We start from the raw sequence: 18,575 nt of genomic DNA on the forward strand, positions 1-18,575 counted from the left end.
CACCCGCTATGCCAAACGCGCCGCTTACTACCAGGCAGAACTCACCATCGCCGCCATCGTGCTCTGGCTCCGATGACTTACAGGACAGTGCCTAGTCCCTTTGCATGTGTGCCGGGCGCGGCCGTCAGGTGAGCACCAGGTGGCCGCTGCCCGAACTCATGGCTTCCCGCGGGTGACCGAGAGCACGTCGGTTATTGACCGGCGAGGTGCCCGGGCCGGACGACGCCCGATTCGTACGCTATGACCACTGCCTGGGCGCGGTTGCCCGCGCCGAGCTTCGCGAAGACGTTGCCCACGTGCGTCTTCACCGTCTCGAGGCTGATCACCAGCGCGGCCGCGATGTCCTGGTTGGACAGTCCGGTGGCGATCAGCCGGAGCACCTCGGCCTCCCGCCGGGTCAGCGTCTTCGCCGCCCGCGCGTGCGTCCCGCCCGGCTGTCGGGCGGCCACCAGCCGCCGGATCGCTTCGGGGAACAGCAGCGACTCGCCGGCGGCGACGGTCCGCACGGCGTGCGCGATCTCCTCCTTGCGCGCCCGCTTCAGCAGGAACCCGCTGGCCCCGGCCAGGAGCGCTTCGTGCACGTAGTCGTCGTTGTCGAACGTCGTGACGACGAGGACCTTCGGCGGCTCGGTGGTCGCCGCGAGCAGCTGCCGGGTGGCCTCGATGCCGTCGGTGCCGGGCATCCGGACGTCCATCAGCACGACGTCCGGGCCGGTCCGGCGCACCGCGGCCAGGACCTCCGAGCCGTCGGCGGCCTCGCCGGCCACGGTGATGCCCTGCTGCTCCAGCAGTGCCCGCAGGCCGGTGCGGACCAGCGGCTCGTCGTCGACGAGCAGCACGGTGGGGCTCATGCGCCCGTGCGCAGCGGGATGGTCGCGCGCAGCCGCCACCGCTCGCCGTCCGGCCCGGCGTCGAGCTCGCCACGCAGGGCTTCGACGCGCTCCGCGAGCCCGGCCAGCCCGTGCCGCCCGGGCCGCGGCTCCGCGCCGCGCAGGGGGTTGACCACGGCGATCGCCAGCCGCTCGGGCCCGGCGAAGACACGGACGTCGACCGTGCCCGGGCCGGCGTGGCGCAGGGCGTTGGTCAGGCCCTCCTGGACGATCCGGTACCCCTCGCGCGACACCGCGGCGGGCAGCGCGCCGACCGGCCCGTCGACGGTCAATCGGACGTCGAGCCCGGCTTCGCGGGCGCGCACGGCGAGGACGTCGACCTCGGCCAGCGTGCGGGTCGGCTCCTTCGTGGCGGGCTCTTCGCGCAGCAGGCCGAGCACGTGGTCGAGGTCTTCGAGTGTGCCGCGGGAACTTTCTTCGATCGTGCCGAGCGCGCGCCGGACCTGCGCCGGGTCGGTCTCGACCAGCTCGGCCGCGGCGGCCGCCTGGATGGTCGACGTCGTGAGCGTGTGCCCGATCGAGTCGTGCAGCTCGCGGGCCAGCCGGTTGCGCTGGGCGAGCACGGCCGCGCGGCGCTCGGCCAGCGCCGCGCGCTCGGCGGCGGACGGGCCCAGCAGCGCCGCCGCGCCGGCCCGGAAGCCGCGGGTGGCGGCGGCCGCGAGCAGCAGCGCGGCCCCGAGCATGACCACGGCGACCGGCACCGTCCACGGCCCGGCTTCGGCGGTCGCGCCGAAGAACGAGAACTGCCCCTGGTCGCCGTTCAGCCACATCACCGGCACGAGGACACCGAGCAGCAGCACCCCTTCGACCACGAGCAGCAACCCGCCCAGCGCGGCGTGCAGCACCAGCCAGGCGGCCGAGCGCAGCCGGTCCGGCCAGGCGGGCCGGGCTCGTCCCGGCGCGGGCAGGTCCGTCCCGAGCATGGCGTTGGCCACGGCCACGCCGAAGCGCCGCGTCGGCCCGGCCAGCCCGGCGAGCCCCAGCACAAGGGCGAGCGCGGCCAGCGCGAGGACGAAGTGCAGCTGGGGCGGGCCCGGGATGAGCGCCACGACGAGGGCGAAGGGGAACGCGGGCAGCGTCAGAGCGGTCCCCAGCAGGGCGTAGGGCACGCTGAGATAGCCGCCGGGACGCAGCAGGGAACGCGGGAAACCGGACATGACCTGAGGTTATGGGGACTCCGGCCCCGGGTGCTTCCCCCTGCGGAGCCAGATCGGGAGCCGGATCCTGGTCACAACCGGTTAGCGAGCGTTAGCAGTGCCCTCCTACACTCAGGACGTGGCTGACCGACCCCTGATCGCCCCCAGCATCCTGTCCGCGGACTTCGCCCGGCTCGGCGAGGAGATCGCCGCCGTGGCCGGCGCGGGGGAGACCCGCGCCGACTGGGTCCACGTCGACGTGATGGACGCGCACTTCGTGCCCAACCTGACCCTCGGGCTGCCGGTGGTCCAGGCGCTGCTCAAGAGCACCGACGTGCCGATCGACTGCCACCTGATGATCGACGACCCGGACCGCTGGGCGATCGGGTACGCCGAGGCCGGCGCCTACAACGTCACTGTGCACGCCGAGGCCGCGAAGGACCCCATCGCGCTCGCGAAGAACCTGCGTGCCGCGGGCTCCAAGGCCGGCCTGTCGGTCAAGCCGGGCACCGCGCTCGAGCCGTGGCTCGACGCGCTCAAGCACTACGACACGCTGCTGGTGATGTCGGTCGAGCCGGGCTTCGGCGGGCAGTCGTTCATCGCGGACGTCCTCGAGAAGGTCCGCACCGCGCGGCGGCTCGTCGACACCGGGCACCTGAAGCTGGTCGTCGAGATCGACGGCGGGATCAACACCGACACCATCGAGCAGGCCGCCGAGGCGGGCGTCGACTGCTTCGTCGCCGGGTCCGCCGTCTACGGCGCCGAAGACCCGGGCAAAGCGGTCGCCGCGCTGCGCGAGCAGGCGGCCCGGGGCCGGGCCGGCTGATCACGCGGCGGCACCGGAGAAGCTTCCGGGCCGCGGCGGGTGTTGGATGGGAGGACCGGCTCACTAGGAGGCAGCGGACGTGTTCACCGGCATAGTCGAGGAGATCGGCGAGGTCACCGCGGTCGAGCAGCTGACCAACGCGGCACGGCTGCGCGTGCGCGGCCCGCTGGTCACCAGTGACGCCGGGCACGGCGACTCGATCGCGGTCAGCGGCGTCTGCCTGACCGTCGTCGAGGTGGCCGGCGGCGAGTTCACCGTCGACGTCGTGCACGAGACGCTGCAGCGCTCGAGCCTGGCCAAGGTCGCGGTCGGCGACCGGGTCAACCTGGAACGCGCGACCCCCGCGGGCGGCCGGCTCGGCGGGCACATCATGCAGGGGCACGTGGACGGGACCGGCGTGTTCCTCTCCCGCGACGAAACCGGCGTCACGACCTTCGCGCTGCCGGGGCACCTGGCGCGCTACGTCGTCGAGAAGGGGTCGATCGCGGTCGACGGGATCTCCCTGACGGTCGCGGCGGTCACCGACGAGCAGTTCAAGGTCGCGCTGATCCCGACCACGCTCGAGGTGACCACGCTCGGCGGCCGCGAAGCCGGCGACCTGGTCAACCTCGAGGTCGACGTGGTCGCCAAGTACGTGGAGAAGCTGGCCGAGGCACATATCCGCGATCAGGCGCACAATCGGGGCGGCACGGAGGAGCGGTCATGAGTGAGACGAGCGCGGCAGAGCCCGAAGCGGGCTGGACCCCGTGCGGGACCGGCGCGGTGTTCGACGCCGACGCCATCGAGCGGGCGATCGCCGACGTCGCGGCGGGGCGCCCCGTCGTCGTGGTCGACGACGAGGACCGCGAGAACGAGGGTGACCTCATCTTCGCGGCCGAAAAGGCGACGCCGGAGCTGCTGGCGTTCATGGTCCGCTACACCTCGGGCTACGTCTGCGTGGCGCTGACCGAGGCCGAGGCCGACCGGCTGGACCTGCCGCCGATGTACCACACGAACCAGGACGCGCGGGGCACCGCGTACAGCGTCACGGTCGACGCCGCCGACGGCATCAGCACCGGCATCTCCGCCGCCGACCGCGCGCACACGATCCGGCTGCTGGCCGACCCGGCGTCCACCGCGAAGGACTTCCGCCGTCCCGGGCACGTCGTGCCGTTGCGCGCGAAGGAAGGCGGCGTGCTGCGCCGCCCCGGGCACACCGAGGCCTCGGTCGACCTCGCCCGGATGGCCGGCCTCGCGCCGGCGGGTGTGCTCTGCGAGATCGTGTCGCAGAAGGACGAAGGCGACATGGCCCGCCGCGACGAGCTCGAGGTCTTCGCCGCCGACCACGACCTGGCGATCATCACCATCGCCGACCTGATCGCCTACCGCCGCCGCACCGAGAAGCAGGTCGAGCGGGTCGCCGAGGCGCGCATCCCGCTGGCCGCGGGCACGTTCCGCGCCGTCGGCTACGACAGCCTGCTGGACGGCATCGAGCACGTAGCGTTCGTCTACGGCGAGATCGGCGACGGCCAGGACATCCTCGTGCGCGTCCACTCCGAGTGCCTGACCGGTGACGTCTTCGGCTCGCTGCGCTGCGACTGCGGCCCGCAGCTGGAGGCGGCCCTGGAAGCGGTGGCCGCCGAAGGCCGCGGCGTCGTGCTCTACATCCGCGGCCACGAAGGCCGTGGCATCGGCCTGCTGCACAAGCTGCAGGCCTACCAGCTGCAGGACGACGGCGCCGACACCGTCGACGCCAACCTCGCCCTCGGCGTCCCGGCCGACGCCCGTGACTACGGCACCGGCGCGCAGATCCTCTGCGACCTCGGCGTCCGCACCATGCGGCTGCTGTCGAACAACCCGGCCAAGCGGATCGGCCTGGAAGGCTACGGCCTGCGCGTCACCGGGCGGGTGCCGCTGCCGATCTCGCCGAACCCGGAGAACCTGCGCTACCTGCGGACCAAGCGCGACCGGATGGGCCACGACCTCGCCCAGCTGGAGCACTACGACCAGGTCGGCGCGGGCGCCGAGCACCCCGACGGAGGAGCGCTGTGAGCGGCGAAGGCCGGCCGGAGGTCTCGCTCGACCTGACCGGCTGCAAGACCTTGAAGCTCGGCATCGTCGCCACCCGGTGGAACGCGGACATCACCGACGTCCTCCTGGAGCGCGCGCTGGTCGCCGCCCGTGAGGCCGAGCTGGAAGAGGACCCGACGGTCGTCCACGTCGCGGGCGCGATCGAGCTCCCGGTCGTGGTGCAGGCGCTGGCCCGCAACCACGACGCGGTGGTCGCGCTCGGCGTGGTGATCCGCGGCGGCACCCCGCACTTCGAGTACGTGTGCGACGCGGTGACGGCGGGCCTGACCCGGGTGGCGCTCGACGAGAGCACCCCGGTCGGCAACGGCGTGCTGACGTGCGACACGCACGAGCAGGCCGTCGACCGGTCGGGCCGTCCCGGGGCGAAGGAAGACAAGGGTTACGAGGCGACCGTGGCCGCGCTGGACTCCGCGCACGTGCTGCGGAGCCTGCGCCAGCCGTGGACCGAGCGGGGTTTTGTGTGAGCGTGGCTACTTCGACGGCGACCCTGGTGTTCCGGCCCCGCCGGGCGATGATCATGTGCAGCGTGATGGCGGTGGCGCTGCTGGCGGTGTTCGTGGTGGTGGCGGTGCTGCTGCGCAACGGCGACACGGGCGTCCACTTCCAGCGCTCCGACCAGGCGGCGATGATCGGCATCGGCATCCTGCTGGCGTGCGGCGTGATGCTGTTCGCGATCGCCCGCGTGCGTGCGGACGCCGAGGGCATCGAGGTCCGGAACGTCCTGGTGACCCGGCGGTTCGCGTGGACCGAGGTCCTGTCGGTGAGCTTCCCGGACGGCGCCTCGTGGGCCCGGCTGGAGCTGCCGGACGACGAGTACCACTCGGTGATGGCGGTGCAGGCCGTCGACCGGGGCCGCGCGGTGGAAGCGGTCCGGGCCCTGCGGAAACTGCACCGCGCGGCCATCGGCGGCTGACCGCTCTGACGTCTCGGCCCCCGTTTCGGGGAGCGGTCAGAGGTCCAGGTCCACCACGATCGGCGCGTGGTCCGACGGGCCCTTGCCCTTCCGGGCTTCACGGTCCACATAGGAATCCGTCACGGCCGAGGTGAACCCCGCGTTGCCGTACACCAGGTCGATCCGCATGCCCTTGTTGTTCGGGAAGTTCCCCGCCCGGTAGTCCCAGTACGTGAACGGGTGGTCGTACTTCAACGGCCGCGGGAACACGTCCGTCAGCCCCAGGTCCCGCAGCCGGGCCAGGGCGTCGCGCTCCGGCTTCGTCACGTGGGTCGACTCCGCGAACAGCGTGATGTCCCAGACGTCCGCGTCCGCCGGGGCCACGTTGAAGTCACCCAGCACCGCGAACGGAGCGTCCGAAAGCTCGGAAGAAACCAGCGACCGTAACGCCTCCAGCCACTCCAGCTTGTACGCGTAGTGCGGGTTGTCCGGCTCGCGCCCGTTCGGCACGTACACCGACCACACCCGCACGCCGCCGCAGGTCGCCCCGATCGCGCGGGCCTCGGCCGCGCCGTCGAACTCCGGCTCGCCCGGCAGGCCGCGGACCACGTCGGACAGCCCTGCCTTCGACACGATCCCGACGCCGTTCCAGCGCCCGAGCCCGTACGCCGCGACCTCGTAGCCCAGCGCTTCGACCTCGGCAGCCGGGAACTTCTCCGTCGTGTTCTTCAGCTCCTGCAGGCACAGCACGTCCGGCGCGCTCTGCTCCAGGAAGTCCAGCACCCGGGGCAGGCGGGGGACGATGGAGTTCACGTTCCAGGTGGCGATCCGCATGCCCGCGAGTTTCGCACACCCCATCGACAGAACCGGGGCGGCGCCGAAGCGCCGCCCCGGGAAAACCCGGCCTCAGACCCCCGCGGTCGACCGGATCCAGGACCGGCTCGACGCCACGCTCGCGTAGTTGTTCGTGCCGCGCGTGTTCGTCCCGCTCTGGTTCTGCACCGTCGAGGCGACGCCGACCTGCACGCCGTTGGCGACCTCGGGGCCGCCCGAGTCGCCCTTCCACGCCGCGCCGTTGATGCCGACGCTCTGGATCGCCCGGCCGCCGTAGGCGTCCGACGACCGGCCGGTGACCTGCACGTTCGCCACCTTCAGCGCCGACGCCGGCGGGCCGGTCGGGGTGGTGCGGCCCCAGCCGTAGAGCTGGTTGGTGCTGCCCGTCGCCGGGTCCGCGCTGCCGAGCGAGATCGGCCCGGTGCCGGTCGCCGAGGCCAGGTGCAGCAGGGCGATGTCGCCGTTCGGGGACTCGTACTTGCCGTCGACGGCGATCTCGGTGCCGGCGAACAGCGTGTTGCTGCCGACCTTCACGTGCATGCCCGAGCCGTCCTGGTCGAGGCAGTGCACGGCCGTCATGACCCAGCGGGCGGCGATCACGGTGCCGGAGCAGTTGAAGCCCTCGAAGTCGCGGCCGGGCGTGTTCACGTAGACCTGGGCGCCCCAGGAGACGGCCGGGGCGGTCCCGCCGCCGACGATGTTCGGCTGGACGCCGGCGGAGGCGGCCGCGCCACCGGCGAGGGTCAGCGCGACGGCGGCCGCGGAAGCGGCGCCGAGGATACGAAGAGAGCTCACGGTGGTGATCCTTTCGGATGGGGCCCGGACCTGCTGGGTCGGAAAGTAACCACCGCGTCACCCGGGGCGACACCGCCGAAGGTCGCAACCGGACGAACACCCTACTTCCGGCGGGCGAACCGGGGGCGTGCGAGAACTGTCGGTGCCGCGCCATAGGCTGGGGGAGTGGCTGACCCGACCACCTACCGTCCCTCGCCGGGGAGCATCCCGGATGCCCCTGGCGTGTACAAGTTCCGTGACGCGACCAGGCGGGTCATCTACGTCGGCAAGGCGAAAAGCCTGCGCAGCAGGCTGAACTCGTACTTCGCCGACCTCGCCGGCCTGCACCCGCGCACGCGGCAGATGGTCACCACCGCCGCGAGCGTCGAGTGGACCGTCGTCACCACCGAGGTCGAGGCGCTCCAGCTCGAGTACAACTGGATCAAGGAGTTCGACCCCCGGTTCAACGTCCGCTACCGCGACGACAAGAGCTACCCGGTGCTCGCGGTGACGCTGAACGAGGAGTTCCCGCGGCTGCACGTCTACCGCGGCCCGCGCAAGAAGGGCGTCCGCTACTTCGGGCCGTACGCGCACGCGTGGGCCATCCGCGAGACGCTCGACCTGCTGCTGCGGGTGTTCCCGGCGCGCACCTGCTCGGCCGGGGTGTTCCGGCGCCACGGCCAGATCGGCCGGCCCTGCCTGCTCGGCTACATCGACAAGTGCTCGGCGCCGTGCGTGGGCCGCGTCTCGGCCGACGAACACCGGGACATCGTCGAGGACTTCTGCGACTTCCTCGCGGGCAAGACCGACGCGATGATCCGGCGCCTCGAGAACGAGATGGCCGCGGCGTCGGACGAGCTGGAGTTCGAACGCGCGGCCCGGCTGCGCGACGACCTCGGCGCGCTGCGCCGCGCCATGGAGAAGCAGGCCGTGGTCTTCGGCGACGGCACGGACGCCGACGTCGTGGCGTTCGCCCACGACGAGCTCGAGGCCGCCGTCCAGGTCTTCCACGTGCGCGGCGGGCGGGTCCGCGGCCAGCGCGGCTGGGTGATCGACAAGGCCGAGGAGATGGACGTCCCGGCGCTGGTCGACCACTTCATCACGCAGTTCTACGGCGAGCAGGCCGAGCTCGAGGCGCGCGACGACGTCGACGCCGGGCCGGTCGTGCCGCGTGAGGTGCTGGTGCCCGAGCTGCCCGCCGACGCCGACGCGCTCGCCGAGTGGCTCACCGGCCTGCGTGGCTCGCGGGTGCAGGTCCGGGTGCCGCAGCGCGGGGACAAGAAGGCCCTCGCCGAGACGGTCGAGCGCAACGCGGGGGAGGCGTTCACCCAGCACAAGCTGCGCCGCGCCGGCGACCTGACGGCGCGCTCGGCGGCGCTGACCGAGCTGCAGGAGTTCCTGGCCCTGGACACCGCGCCGCTGCGCATCGAGTGCATCGACATCAGCCACATCCAGGGCAGCGACGTCGTGGCGTCGCTCGTGGTGTTCGAAGACGGGCTCGCGCGCAAGTCCGAGTACCGGCGCTTCGCGCTGCGCGAGGCGGCCGAAGAGGGTGACGTCGCGTCGATCGCCGAAGTCGTGCGAAGGCGCTTCTACCGCTACTTGAAGGAAACCGCCGACGAGACGGACTCTTCGAAGCCCGGCATCGACCCGGAGACCGGGCGGCCCAAGAAGTTCGCCTACCCGCCGAACCTGCTGGTCGTCGACGGCGCGGGCCCGCAGGCCACGGCGGCCGCGGACGTGCTCGCCGAACTGGGCATCACCGACATCGCCGTGATCGGGCTGGCGAAGCGGCTGGAAGAGGTCTGGCTGCCCGCCGACCCCGATCCGGTGATCCTGCCCCGGACGTCGGAGGGGCTCTACCTGCTCCAGCGGCTGCGCGACGAGGCGCACCGGTTCGCCATCGCCTACCACCGCGAGAAGCGCTCCAAGCGGCTGCAGACGTCCGAATTGGACAGTGTGCCCGGGCTGGGGCAGGCTCGCCGCACCGCGCTGATCAAGCACTTCGGCTCGGTCAAGAAGCTCAAGCAGGCCAGGATCGAAGAGATCGAGGCGGTGCCCGGCTTCGGCAGGCGCACCGCGGAGGCCGTGGTCGCCGCGCTGGCCGGGGAGTCCGGCGCGAGCAACGGCACACAAGCAGGGGAGTAGGGAAAGACAGTGAGTGCGCAAGAGGAGATCCGCGGGTCCGGCATGGAGGTCGCGGTGGTGTCCGGGCTGTCCGGGGCCGGCCGCAGCACCGCGGCCAAGTGCCTGGAGGACCTGGGCTGGTTCGTCGTCGACAACCTGCCCCCGGAGCTGATCGCCACCATGGTCGAGCTGGGCGCGCAGGCGCGCGGCGCGATCACCAAGGTGGCCGTGGTCATGGACGTGCGCTCGCGCGCGTTCACCGACGACCTCGCCTCGGTGATCAAGGACCTGGACGCACGGGGCTACAAGCCGCGCGTGCTGTTCCTGGAGGCGACCGACGCGGTGCTGGTGCGGCGCTTCGAGGCCGTGCGCCGCGGGCACCCGATGCAGGGTGACGGACGGCTCGCCGACGGCATCACCGCGGAGCGGACGCTGCTGGAGCCGCTGCGCGAGGAGGCCGACCTGGTGCTCGACACCTCGTCGCTGTCGGTGCACGACCTGCGGGCCAAGATCGAGGACGCGTTCGGCTCCGAGGCGAGCACGCAGACGCGCGTCACGGTGCTGTCGTTCGGCTACAAGTACGGCCTGCCGATGGACGCCGACCTGGTGATGGACGTCCGGTTCCTGCCGAACCCGTTCTGGATCCCGGAGCTGCGCGAACACACGGGCCTCGACGGCGAGGTCCGCAACTACGTCCTGTCCCAGGAAGGCGCCGAGGAGTTCCTCGACCGCTACCACCAGCTGCTGCGGCTCATCGGCGCCGGGTACAAGCGCGAGGGCAAACGGTACCTGACGCTCGCCGTCGGCTGCACCGGCGGCAAGCACCGCAGCGTGGCGCTGTCGGTCGAGCTCGCCCAGCGTCTGTCCAAAGAGGACGGTATGGCCGTGAAGGTGGTGCACCGCGACCTTGGTCGTGAATAACGTGCGGGCGGTCGCCCTCGGGGGCGGCCACGGGCTGCACGCCACGTTGTCCGCGGTGCGGCGGGTGACCCTCGACGTCACCGCGATCGTGACCGTGGCCGACGACGGCGGGTCGTCCGGCCGGCTGCGGCGCGAGCTCGGGCTGCTGCCGCCGGGCGATCTCCGGCAGGCTTTCGCCGCCTTCGCGGCGGAGGACGGCGGCACGCTCTGGGCTGAGGTCTTCCAGCACCGCTTCGGCGGTGACGGCGCGCTGGCCGGCCACGCGGTGGGAAACCTGCTGCTGGCCGGGCTCTTCGAGGTGCTCGGCGACCCGGTGGCGGCGCTCGACGAAGCGTGCCGCCTGATGGGCGTCTCGGGCCGCGTGCTGCCGATGTCGCCGGAGCCGCTGGAGATCGAAGGCCAGGTCAGCGGTCTGGACAGCGAAAACCCGGAGGCGCTGCGCACGATCCGCGGGCAGGTCGCGGTGGCGTCGACGCCGGGGCAGGTGCAGCGCGTCAGCCTGCGGTCGCCGGGTGGCTCGGGGCGGCCGCCGCTGGCGTGCGAGGAAGCGGTCGAGGCGGTGCTCGGCGCCGACGTCGTTTTCCTCGGTCCGGGCTCGTGGTTCACGAGCGTTTTACCTCACCTGCTGGTGCCCGGCCTGCACGACGCGCTCGTGAAGACCACCGCCACGAAGGTGCTCGTGCTCAACCTTGTCCCCCAGCCGGGGGAAACCGCGGGATTCTCGCCGGAGCGGCACCTGGACGTACTCTTCGAGCACGCGCCCGATCTGCGGGTCGACGCGGTGATCGCGGACCGCGATTCCGTGCCCGACCCGGCGAATCTCCGGCGCGCGGCGGAACGGCTCGGCGGGCGCGCGCACCTGGGGGCGGTGGGCGACCCGGAAGTGGCGGGACGGCATGATCCTGATGCGCTCGCGCGATGCATGCGGGAGGCTCTCGGTCTCGGCAGGGACGGGGAGCACGGGGGAGGAGCGAAAGGCAGGGAGGGGCAGTAATGGCGATGACCGCCGCGGTGAAGGACGAACTGAGCCGGCTGGAGATCACGAAGATCGGGCCGCGCCGGGCGGAGGTCGCGTCGCTGCTTCGCTTCGCCGGCGGGCTGCACATCGTGGCCGGCCGGGTCGTTGTGGAGGCGGAGCTGGACACGGGCTCGGTGGCGCGACGGCTGCGCAAGGAGATCCACGAGCTGTACGGCCACCACTCGGACGTCCACGTCATCACCGCCAGCGGCGGCCTGCGCAAGGGCACGCGCTACGTCGTGCGCGTGGTGAAGGACGGTGAGGGCCTGGCCCGCCAGACCGGGCTGATCGACCAGCGCGGCCGGCCGGTGCGCGGGCTGCCCGCGGCCGTGGTGTCCGGCGGGGTGGCCGACGCCGAAGCGGCGTGGCGGGGCGCGTTCCTCGCCCACGGCTCCCTGACCGAACCGGGCCGCTCGTCGTCGCTCGAGGTGACGTGCCCCGGTCCGGAGGCGGCGCTGGCGCTCGTCGGCGCGGCGCGCCGGATGGGCATCCAGGCGAAGTCCCGCGAGGTCCGCGGCGCCGACCGTGTGGTGGTCCGCGACGGCGACGCGATCGGCGCGCTGCTGACCCGCCTGGGCGCGCACACGAGCGTGCTGCAGTGGGAAGAACGGCGCATGCGCCGCGAGGTCCGCGCGACGGCGAACCGCCTGGCCAACTTCGACGACGCGAACCTGCGCCGCTCGGCCCGTGCGGCCGTCGCGGCGGCGGCCCGGGTCGAGCGCGCGCTGGAGATCCTCGGCGACACGGCCCCGGACCACCTCCTGGCGGCGGGCAAGCTGAGGTTGTCGAACCGGCAGGCGTCGCTGGAGGAGCTGGGTCAGCTGTCGGACCCGCAGATGACGAAGGACGCGGTGGCCGGCCGGATCCGCCGCCTGCTGGCGATGGCGGACAAGCGGGCCAAGGACCTGAGCATCCCGGACACCGAGTCCGCGGTCACCCCGGAGATGCTCGAAGAAGAAGACGCCTGACGAGGTCCCGCAGCCACGGCTCGGTGATGGCGGGTTCGCGCTGCAGGGTGCGGGCGAGCCGTTCCCGGACCGCGGGAGTGCGTCCGGCTTCGACGATCGCCGCGGCTTCGGCCAGCGCGCGGCGGATCCGGTCGTCGCGCGCCGGTGCCCGGACTTCTTCGGCGGCCCAGAGGTCGCGGCCGAACGACCGGGTGAGCTTGACCTGCCGGTCGGCGAGATAACCGAACAGCGCCCGCTCGACCGAGACGTTCCGGACGGTCAGGTCCCGCGCCCACTCGGCGTGCTGCTGCCAGCGGCGGGTGTTCGGGCTGGTGTGCGTGCGTTGCGTCAGGCCGACGATCCGGACCCGGCGCCGCACCGCGGGCCAGTCACCGCGTTCGTCGGCGGTCCAGGCGCGCAGGATGTCCAGGAGCTGCCCGAAGGTCCGGCCCGTCGAGACGACGTCGACGAAGGTGAGCGGCCGGGAGCCGCGGGCGAGGCCGGCGGGGTCGAGCCCGTGCGCGGCGAGGTTCGCGCGCAGCTGCGTCACTTCGGCGGGGTGCAGCCGGTCGAGCAGCGGGTGGTCGACGAGCGCGGTCGACAGCGGCAGCAGGTGCAGCCGCGCCGGATCCGGCAGGGCGCCGCCGAGCAGGTCGAACACCGAGTCCACGGACCGGCCGACGAAGTACAGCTCGCCGTCGTCGGAGCGGGCGAGGACCTTGGCGGCGCAGTCGACGAGGTCGTCGAGGAACCCCAGGTCCGGTTCGGGGAGGCCGTCGAGCAGGGTGCCGAGGTGGTCGGGGCGCAGGAGGTCCCAGCGGAACGGGCGGACCGGTTCGATCATGCCGGCATCGAGCGTTCGTGCTCGGCCACCAGCTCGGCGAGCCGGTCGGGCCCGGCGGCCCCACCACCCGGGATGTCCCGCGTCGAGGTCCCGGCCGGGCCGTCGAGCGCGGGCAGGGCGAGCGCGCCGCGACGAGCCAGGACGGCCGCCGTCGCCACGAAGCCCTCCAGCAGCGCTCGCTGGATCGGGTGTGACGTCGCGCGGTACTCGGCTACCAGGGTGTCGGCGAACTCCGCGAAGGTCGCGCCGTCGATCGGGTGGTCGTCGGGATCACCCGGGGTCACGCCGATCCCGGAGGGCCGGCCCGCGAGCGGGACCAGCGCCTCGGCGAGGTGCGCGAACAGGGTGCCGGGCCCGTTCGAGGGGTTCCAGACGGCTCGGCCGTCGATGCTGAAGCACTGGCTCATCACCGGCGAGCCTACGGACCGCCGCCAACCGGTTTTGGCGCGTCGCGTTAACGGGAAGCGCCACTTCGTAACACCCCGGTAGCACCACGGCGCGATCGCCGAAACGCGGGACCTCGAACCTCGGGGAGGGATAGGCCGAACGAGGGAAGGGGAAAGCATGCGTGACGCACGCTTGCAGGTGTCGCCGGAGGTCGGCACCTGGCTCGCCCGTCGGAGCAGCAAGGTCGGCGACCGCACGATCGACGAGCTGGTCGCGGCCAAGCGCGGCACCACCGTCTCCGTGGTCATCCCGGCCCGGAACGAGGAAGCCACCGTCGGCGCGATCGTCACGGCGATCCGTGAGGAGCTCCAGGGGATGCTCGTCGACGAGATCCTCGTCGTCGACAGCCATTCCACGGACGCGACGGCCTCGGTGGCCGCGGCCGCGGGTGCGGCGGTCGTCGCGCAGGACGCCGTCTTCCCGGCGCTCGACGGCTTGCAGGGCAAGGGCGAAGCGCTGTGGAAGGGGGTCGCGGCGACGACGGGCGACCTGGTCGTCTTCGTCGACGGCGACCTCTACGACTTCACGACGGACTACGTCACCGGTCTGCTCGGCCCGCTGCTGACCGACCCGTCGGTGGCCTACGTCAAGGGCTTCTACCACCGCCCGCTCAAGGGCGAGGCCGACGGCGGCGGCCGGGTCACCGAGCTCGTCGCGCGGCCGCTGCTGAACATGTTCTGGCCGGAGCTGGCGGGGTTCGTCCAGCCCCTGGCCGGCGAGTACGCGGGACGGCGCGAGGTGCTGGAAAGCATCCCGTTCGTGGTGAACTACGGCGTCGAGATCGGCCACCTCATCGACCTGGCGGAGCTGCGCGGCCTCGACGCGCTGGCCCAGGTCGACCTCGGCCACCGCGTGCACCGCCACCAGAGCACCCAGGCATTGGGCCGCATGTCGGGCCAGATCATGCAGACGCTGTTCGACCGCCTGGAACGCTACGACCGCCTGGTGACAGCGGTCCCCCCGGCGTCGATCCTCGCCCAGTTCCAGCGGGGGACGTCGGCGGACGGCGTCGAGCGCGAGCTGGTGCTGACGGATGTGACTTCCCGCCAGCGGCCACCGCTGAACAGCTTGCCGGCGGTGATCCGGCCGGAGAACGCCCTGCAGGAGACGGCGTAGCCGCTCAGCCGAGCCGCCAGCGCGCGTAGTCACGAGCGGTCCGGGCCAGGGAGGCGGCGGCCTTGGCGGTCCACAGCCCCGCAACGTAGGCGGCGAAGGCCGTCACCGCTTCAGGGGGCGCCGAGGCCCAGCGGGTGTGCGCCCGCGCCCAGGCTTCGGCGTCCGCGGGCCGATGACCCGCTGCGACGAGCCGGATGACGAGGAAAGCGGGGTCGACCCACGGCGCTCCGGAAGCGGGCCAGCCCCAGTCGACGACGTGGACGTCGCCGTCTTCGTCGAGCAGGAACTGGTCGCCGTGCAGATCGGTGTGGAGGAGTCGGCTTCCGGCGACGAGGTCCGGAGCCTTCTCCTCCCACGCGGCGAGCTGCAGTACGTCCAGCTCACCGGACAGCTCCGGCCGCGCGGCGGCGAGGCGGGGCCACCAAGGGGATTTCCATCGATCGGTGAGCGACCGCACGTGCGGTGCGTCGATCGCGCCGATCCGGTTCACGGCATCCGCGACGGCGCGAAGATCCGGTGAGCCCGGCCCGAGGGCGGCCGACCGCCCGGCGAGATGGGTGAAGCCGACGACGAGCCATTCGCCGACATCCTGGTGGAACAGAACATCCGGCCCGAGCCCGCCCACGAGCGGCGCGGTCTCGACTTCGTTGCGCAGCCACCGCATCGCCGGCGACACGCCTCGGATACCCTTGAGGAACACCGCCGGCAGCGCGTCACGGACTAGTGTCATGGCGACGCTCGAACTCTGTGCCGCGGCAGCGGGAACGGTCTCCCTGATCGGTCCGAGGTGGCGATGCACCACTTCGCGCACTTCGCCCGGCAGCTCGCTCCAGTGGTACAGGACGTCACCTTCCGTTCGTGTCGGTGTTTTCGTTGCCGTCCTTGCCGGACGCGCGACACCCGTCGTCCCCGCTGGTGCAGTTCGCCGCGCGGAGCGACCACAGGTCCGGATCCACGGGGAAGCCGGCCGACGCGATCGCGGAAACGGCCCGCGTCAGCTCAGTGTGCCGGTCCACGATCGACATGCCGGGTTCGGCTCGCTCCGGCACGTGGTGGATGTAGCCGCCCGCCACCCGATGGCAGAACTCGGCGTAGTCCCTGGTGTGCAGGAGGAAGGTGTGCCATCCGACGTCCACGAGCGGAGACGGGTTCAACCCGTAGCCGCGGTCGGCGGCGCACGCGCACAGGAAAGCCAGCGCCTGCTCCATGATCCGCTCCGCGAGCCCGCGGGGCACGTCTTCGGTGGCGGAGATCCGGTCCACCAGACGGTCGAACAGCTCTTCAGAGACGAGGGACCGGGCGGCGACGGTTCCGGTGACGACGGTCATGACTTCTCCTGTCGGCCTTCGCAAACTGGTAAAGACGTCAATACCAGTACGATGACAGGTGGACTGCCAACTGGTCAAGACGAGTTACCCAGTGGAAGGATGGTCACATGGTCGATCGCCGAAGTGGGGTTCCTGCCTTCCGGCAGGTCGCAGCAGACCTGCGCGACAAGATCACCTCGGGTCGCCTGGTGCCCGGCGAACAACTTCCCAGTGAACGCGACCTGGTCGACCAGTACGGCGTTTCGCGGCCGACGGTTCGCGATGCGGTGAACCTGCTCCGGTCCGAGGGGCTGGTGACCTCCGAGCACGGGCGTGGCGTGTTCGTGCGCCCGCCGGCAAGCATTCAGCGGCTCGCGCGGAGCCGTCTTTCGCGAGAAGCGCGTGGACGCAACCGTGGTGCGTTCCTCGCGGACGCCGCGGCACGCGGGTTCACGCCGTCGACGTCGGTCAAGATCTCCTTCGAGGAGGCCGATGAGCGAGTGGCCGGCTACCTGGCGGTCGACGCCGGCGCCGAGGTCACCGTGAGGGACCGGGTGATGCGCGCCGACGGGCTCGTGGTCCAGCTCGCGGTGTCGCGGCTTCCTCGGGAGCTCACCCGCGACACCGCGATCGAGCAGGTCGACACCGGACCGGGCGGCACTTATGCCCGGTTGGAAGAAGCCGGGCACCGATTGGCGTCCTTCGTGGAACACGTCGGCGCCCGGATGCCGACGCCGGACGAAGCTTCCCTGCTCCAGCTCGCCGAGGGCGTGCCGGTCGTGACCGTGACGCGCGTGGCCTTTCGCGAGGACGGCACGCCGGTCGAGATGAACGACATGGTCCTCGCGGCGGACCGCTACCAGCTGTCCTACGAGTGGGCGGCCGACTGAAGCCGGTCGACGGCGGGCCGCCACCCCGGCGGCCCGAGCACGTACCCGGCCCGCTCCCGCCAGGTCCGGGCCCCGCGCAGGTCGCGCAGGATCGACCCGTATTCGTGGAAGCCGACCTTCAGCAAGTTGTACGTGGTGATGTTCTTCGTCAGCCCGTACGTCGGCCGCTTGCCCTCCGGGACGAAGCTGCCGAACATCCGGTCCCAGATGATCAGGATTCCGCCGTAGTTGGCATCAAGGTATTCCGCGTCGCTGCCGTGGTGGACGCGGTGGTGGGACGGGGTGTTGAAGACGTACTCGAACCAGCGCGGGAGCTTGCCGACCTTCTCCGTGTGCACGAAGAACTGGTAGACCAGGTCGATCGACAGCCCGGTCAGGATCATCCACGGCGGGATCCCGCACAGCGCCAGCACCGACCAGAACGGCAGCTGGAAGTACGGCGTCCACTTTTGGCGCAGCGCCGTCGAGAAGTTGTAGTGCTCGCTCGAGTGGTGCACCTGGTGCCCGGCCCACAGCAGCCGCACGCGGTGGCTCGCCCGGTGGTAGGCGTAGAAGACCAGCTCCTGGCCGAGCAGCATGAGCACCCACGTCCACCAGTCGCGCGGGTCCAGCCGCACCGGCGCCAGCTCGAACAGTCCCGCGAAGACGAAGAGCATCACCAGCCGGAACAGCGCGTTGACGCCGACCGCGACCGTGCCCATCAGCATGCTCGTGCGGGTGTCCGCGGGGCTGTAGCCGATGACGTTGCCGTCGTGGCCGAGCACGTGCACCGCGACGATCTCGATCACCACGAACAGCAGGAACACCGGCACCGCGAACAGCACGGGGTCGCGCAGGTGCGCCAGGAACTCGGCCATGTCGCCTCCTCGGATCTGACCTGACGGTAACTTACCCTGTGGTCACTTTACGCACGGTAGGCTCTCGGGCGTGACGGAGTCAAGGGCGGTCGGGACCAAGGGCATGCCGCGCGAAGAGCGCGAGGCCCAGCTCGTCGTGGCCGGCACCGAGGAGTTCGGCCGGGCGGGCTACGCGGGCGCGTCCATGGTCGAGATCGCGCGCCGGGTCGGGGTCACGAAGCCGTTGCTGTACCAGTACTTCGGCTCGAAGGACGGCCTGTACCTCGCCTGCCTGCACCGCGCGGGCGACCGGCTGACCGAGGGCGTCGCGACGACCATGGCGGCGGGCGGCGAGCCCGACCAGATGCCGCTGAAGGTGCTTTCGGCGATCTTCACGACGTTCGACCACGACCGGTACGCCTGGCGCCTCCTGCGCGATGAGACCGTGCCGGGCAGCGGCGACATCGCCGCCGCGGCCGCGGACTACCGGCGTCGCCTGGACGCGTTCGCCGTGCTCGGCGCGACGCAGCTGATGACCTCGCGCGGACTGGCCGACCCGGTGGACATCGAGGCGATCGCGCAGGTCTGGACCGGGGTGGTCGACTCGCTGATCAGCTGGTGGATCGACCGCCCGGACGAGGACGCGGACGCGATGTCGGCCCGCTGCGCGCGCATCATGGCCGGCCTGTTCGGCTGGTGA

The 18,575-nt window shown here is 71.9% G+C and carries 21 protein-coding genes; 12 read left to right on the plus strand and 9 right to left on the minus strand.

Annotated elements, in window-relative coordinates; all coding sequences use genetic code 11:
- Positions 1-191 precede the first annotated feature (191 nt).
- Together ACZ61C_RS29735 and ACZ61C_RS29740 are read right to left on the minus strand one after the other, a co-directional pair.
- The gene (locus tag ACZ61C_RS29735) at positions 192-851 is read right to left on the minus strand and encodes a response regulator transcription factor (protein ID WP_465311153.1); all 660 of its coding nucleotides are present in this window, start codon (positions 849-851) and stop codon (positions 192-194) included.
- Positions 848-2,047, minus strand: a complete 1,200-nt coding sequence (locus tag ACZ61C_RS29740) for a sensor histidine kinase (protein ID WP_465311154.1) — start codon at positions 2,045-2,047, stop codon at positions 848-850. Before ACZ61C_RS29740 ends, ACZ61C_RS29735 begins: the two co-directional genes overlap by 4 nt.
- Before the next feature lie 133 nt (positions 2,048-2,180).
- On the opposite strand from ACZ61C_RS29740, the gene rpe reads away from it, so the two are divergent.
- From rpe to ACZ61C_RS29765, 5 genes are all read left to right on the plus strand, one after another.
- Positions 2,181-2,852 carry a ribulose-phosphate 3-epimerase gene (rpe, locus tag ACZ61C_RS29745; protein WP_465311418.1) on the plus strand — a complete coding sequence of 224 codons (672 nt, stop codon included), beginning with the start codon at positions 2,181-2,183 and terminating at the stop codon, positions 2,850-2,852.
- A 79-nt stretch (positions 2,853-2,931) separates the two neighbouring features.
- Positions 2,932-3,558 (plus strand): riboflavin synthase, encoded by a 627-nt coding sequence (locus tag ACZ61C_RS29750; RefSeq protein WP_465311155.1) that lies wholly within the window; start codon positions 2,932-2,934, stop codon positions 3,556-3,558.
- Positions 3,555-4,883 carry a bifunctional 3,4-dihydroxy-2-butanone-4-phosphate synthase/GTP cyclohydrolase II gene (locus tag ACZ61C_RS29755; RefSeq protein ID WP_465311156.1) on the plus strand — a complete coding sequence of 443 codons (1,329 nt, stop codon included), beginning with the start codon at positions 3,555-3,557 and terminating at the stop codon, positions 4,881-4,883. The genes ACZ61C_RS29750 and ACZ61C_RS29755 overlap by 4 nt, the downstream gene beginning before the upstream one ends.
- Positions 4,880-5,386, plus strand: coding sequence for a 6,7-dimethyl-8-ribityllumazine synthase (gene ribH, locus ACZ61C_RS29760; RefSeq protein WP_465311157.1), 507 nt, complete (start codon positions 4,880-4,882; stop codon positions 5,384-5,386). The genes ACZ61C_RS29755 and ribH overlap by 4 nt, the downstream gene beginning before the upstream one ends.
- Positions 5,387-5,433: 47 nt before the next feature.
- Positions 5,434-5,835, plus strand: coding sequence for a PH domain-containing protein (locus ACZ61C_RS29765; RefSeq protein WP_465311419.1), 402 nt, complete (start codon positions 5,434-5,436; stop codon positions 5,833-5,835).
- Between the two features lie 36 nt (positions 5,836-5,871).
- On the opposite strand, the gene ACZ61C_RS29770 is transcribed toward ACZ61C_RS29765, so the two are convergent.
- Together ACZ61C_RS29770 and ACZ61C_RS29775 are read right to left on the minus strand one after the other, a co-directional pair.
- Positions 5,872-6,648, minus strand: coding sequence for an exodeoxyribonuclease III (locus ACZ61C_RS29770; protein WP_465311158.1), 777 nt, complete (start codon positions 6,646-6,648; stop codon positions 5,872-5,874).
- Positions 6,649-6,720: 72 nt separating this feature from the next.
- The gene (locus ACZ61C_RS29775; RefSeq protein ID WP_465311159.1) at positions 6,721-7,443 is read right to left on the minus strand and encodes a S1 family peptidase; all 723 of its coding nucleotides are present in this window, start codon (positions 7,441-7,443) and stop codon (positions 6,721-6,723) included.
- A 165-nt stretch (positions 7,444-7,608) separates the two neighbouring features.
- On the opposite strand from ACZ61C_RS29775, the gene uvrC reads away from it, so the two are divergent.
- The 4 genes from uvrC to whiA are packed head-to-tail and all read left to right on the plus strand — an operon-like array spanning position 7,609 to position 12,456.
- Positions 7,609-9,570: an excinuclease ABC subunit UvrC gene (uvrC, locus tag ACZ61C_RS29780; RefSeq protein ID WP_465311160.1), complete on the plus strand. Its 1,962-nt coding sequence runs from the start codon at positions 7,609-7,611 to the stop codon at positions 9,568-9,570.
- Between the two features lie 42 nt (positions 9,571-9,612).
- Positions 9,613-10,470 carry an RNase adapter RapZ gene (gene rapZ / locus ACZ61C_RS29785; RefSeq protein ID WP_003101350.1) on the plus strand — a complete coding sequence of 286 codons (858 nt, stop codon included), beginning with the start codon at positions 9,613-9,615 and terminating at the stop codon, positions 10,468-10,470.
- 1 nt (position 10,471) lies between these two features.
- Positions 10,472-11,464 carry a gluconeogenesis factor YvcK family protein gene (locus ACZ61C_RS29790; protein ID WP_465311161.1) on the plus strand — a complete coding sequence of 331 codons (993 nt, stop codon included), beginning with the start codon at positions 10,472-10,474 and terminating at the stop codon, positions 11,462-11,464.
- Complete coding sequence (whiA, locus tag ACZ61C_RS29795) at positions 11,464-12,456, plus strand: DNA-binding protein WhiA (RefSeq protein WP_395923744.1); 993 nt, start codon at positions 11,464-11,466, stop codon at positions 12,454-12,456. The genes ACZ61C_RS29790 and whiA overlap by 1 nt, the downstream gene beginning before the upstream one ends.
- On the opposite strand, the gene ACZ61C_RS29800 is transcribed toward whiA, so the two are convergent.
- Positions 12,422-13,279: a hypothetical protein gene (locus tag ACZ61C_RS29800; RefSeq protein ID WP_465311162.1), complete on the minus strand. Its 858-nt coding sequence runs from the start codon at positions 13,277-13,279 to the stop codon at positions 12,422-12,424. The two genes, whiA and ACZ61C_RS29800, sit on opposite strands and share 35 nt — an antisense overlap.
- The gene (locus tag ACZ61C_RS29805) at positions 13,276-13,686 is read right to left on the minus strand and encodes a DUF6086 family protein (RefSeq protein ID WP_465311163.1); all 411 of its coding nucleotides are present in this window, start codon (positions 13,684-13,686) and stop codon (positions 13,276-13,278) included. Before ACZ61C_RS29805 ends, ACZ61C_RS29800 begins: the two co-directional genes overlap by 4 nt.
- A 157-nt stretch (positions 13,687-13,843) precedes the next feature.
- On the opposite strand from ACZ61C_RS29805, the gene ACZ61C_RS29810 reads away from it, so the two are divergent.
- Positions 13,844-14,842 carry a glucosyl-3-phosphoglycerate synthase gene (locus ACZ61C_RS29810; protein WP_465311164.1) on the plus strand — a complete coding sequence of 333 codons (999 nt, stop codon included), beginning with the start codon at positions 13,844-13,846 and terminating at the stop codon, positions 14,840-14,842.
- A 4-nt stretch (positions 14,843-14,846) separates the two neighbouring features.
- Here ACZ61C_RS29810 and ACZ61C_RS29815 read toward each other — a convergent pair whose 3' ends face one another.
- On the minus strand, positions 14,847-15,653 hold the full coding sequence (locus tag ACZ61C_RS29815) for a phosphotransferase family protein (RefSeq protein WP_465311165.1): 807 nt from the start codon (positions 15,651-15,653) through the stop codon (positions 14,847-14,849).
- Positions 15,654-15,687: 34 nt separating this feature from the next.
- Positions 15,688-16,170, minus strand: a complete 483-nt coding sequence (locus ACZ61C_RS29820; RefSeq protein WP_465311166.1) for a glycine-rich domain-containing protein — start codon at positions 16,168-16,170, stop codon at positions 15,688-15,690.
- 107 nt (positions 16,171-16,277) lie between these two features.
- On the opposite strand from ACZ61C_RS29820, the gene ACZ61C_RS29825 reads away from it, so the two are divergent.
- Positions 16,278-17,039 carry a GntR family transcriptional regulator gene (locus tag ACZ61C_RS29825; RefSeq protein WP_465311167.1) on the plus strand — a complete coding sequence of 254 codons (762 nt, stop codon included), beginning with the start codon at positions 16,278-16,280 and terminating at the stop codon, positions 17,037-17,039.
- Here the strand turns inward: ACZ61C_RS29825 and ACZ61C_RS29830 are convergent.
- Complete coding sequence (locus ACZ61C_RS29830) at positions 17,018-17,896, minus strand: sterol desaturase family protein (RefSeq protein WP_465311168.1); 879 nt, start codon at positions 17,894-17,896, stop codon at positions 17,018-17,020. The genes ACZ61C_RS29825 and ACZ61C_RS29830 overlap by 22 nt on opposite strands.
- Before the next feature lie 70 nt (positions 17,897-17,966).
- Here ACZ61C_RS29830 and ACZ61C_RS29835 point away from each other — a divergent pair, with 70 nt between their 5' ends.
- Positions 17,967-18,575, plus strand: a complete 609-nt coding sequence (locus ACZ61C_RS29835; protein WP_465311169.1) for a TetR/AcrR family transcriptional regulator — start codon at positions 17,967-17,969, stop codon at positions 18,573-18,575.

Source organism: Amycolatopsis sp. NPDC104587, assembly GCF_055583645.1.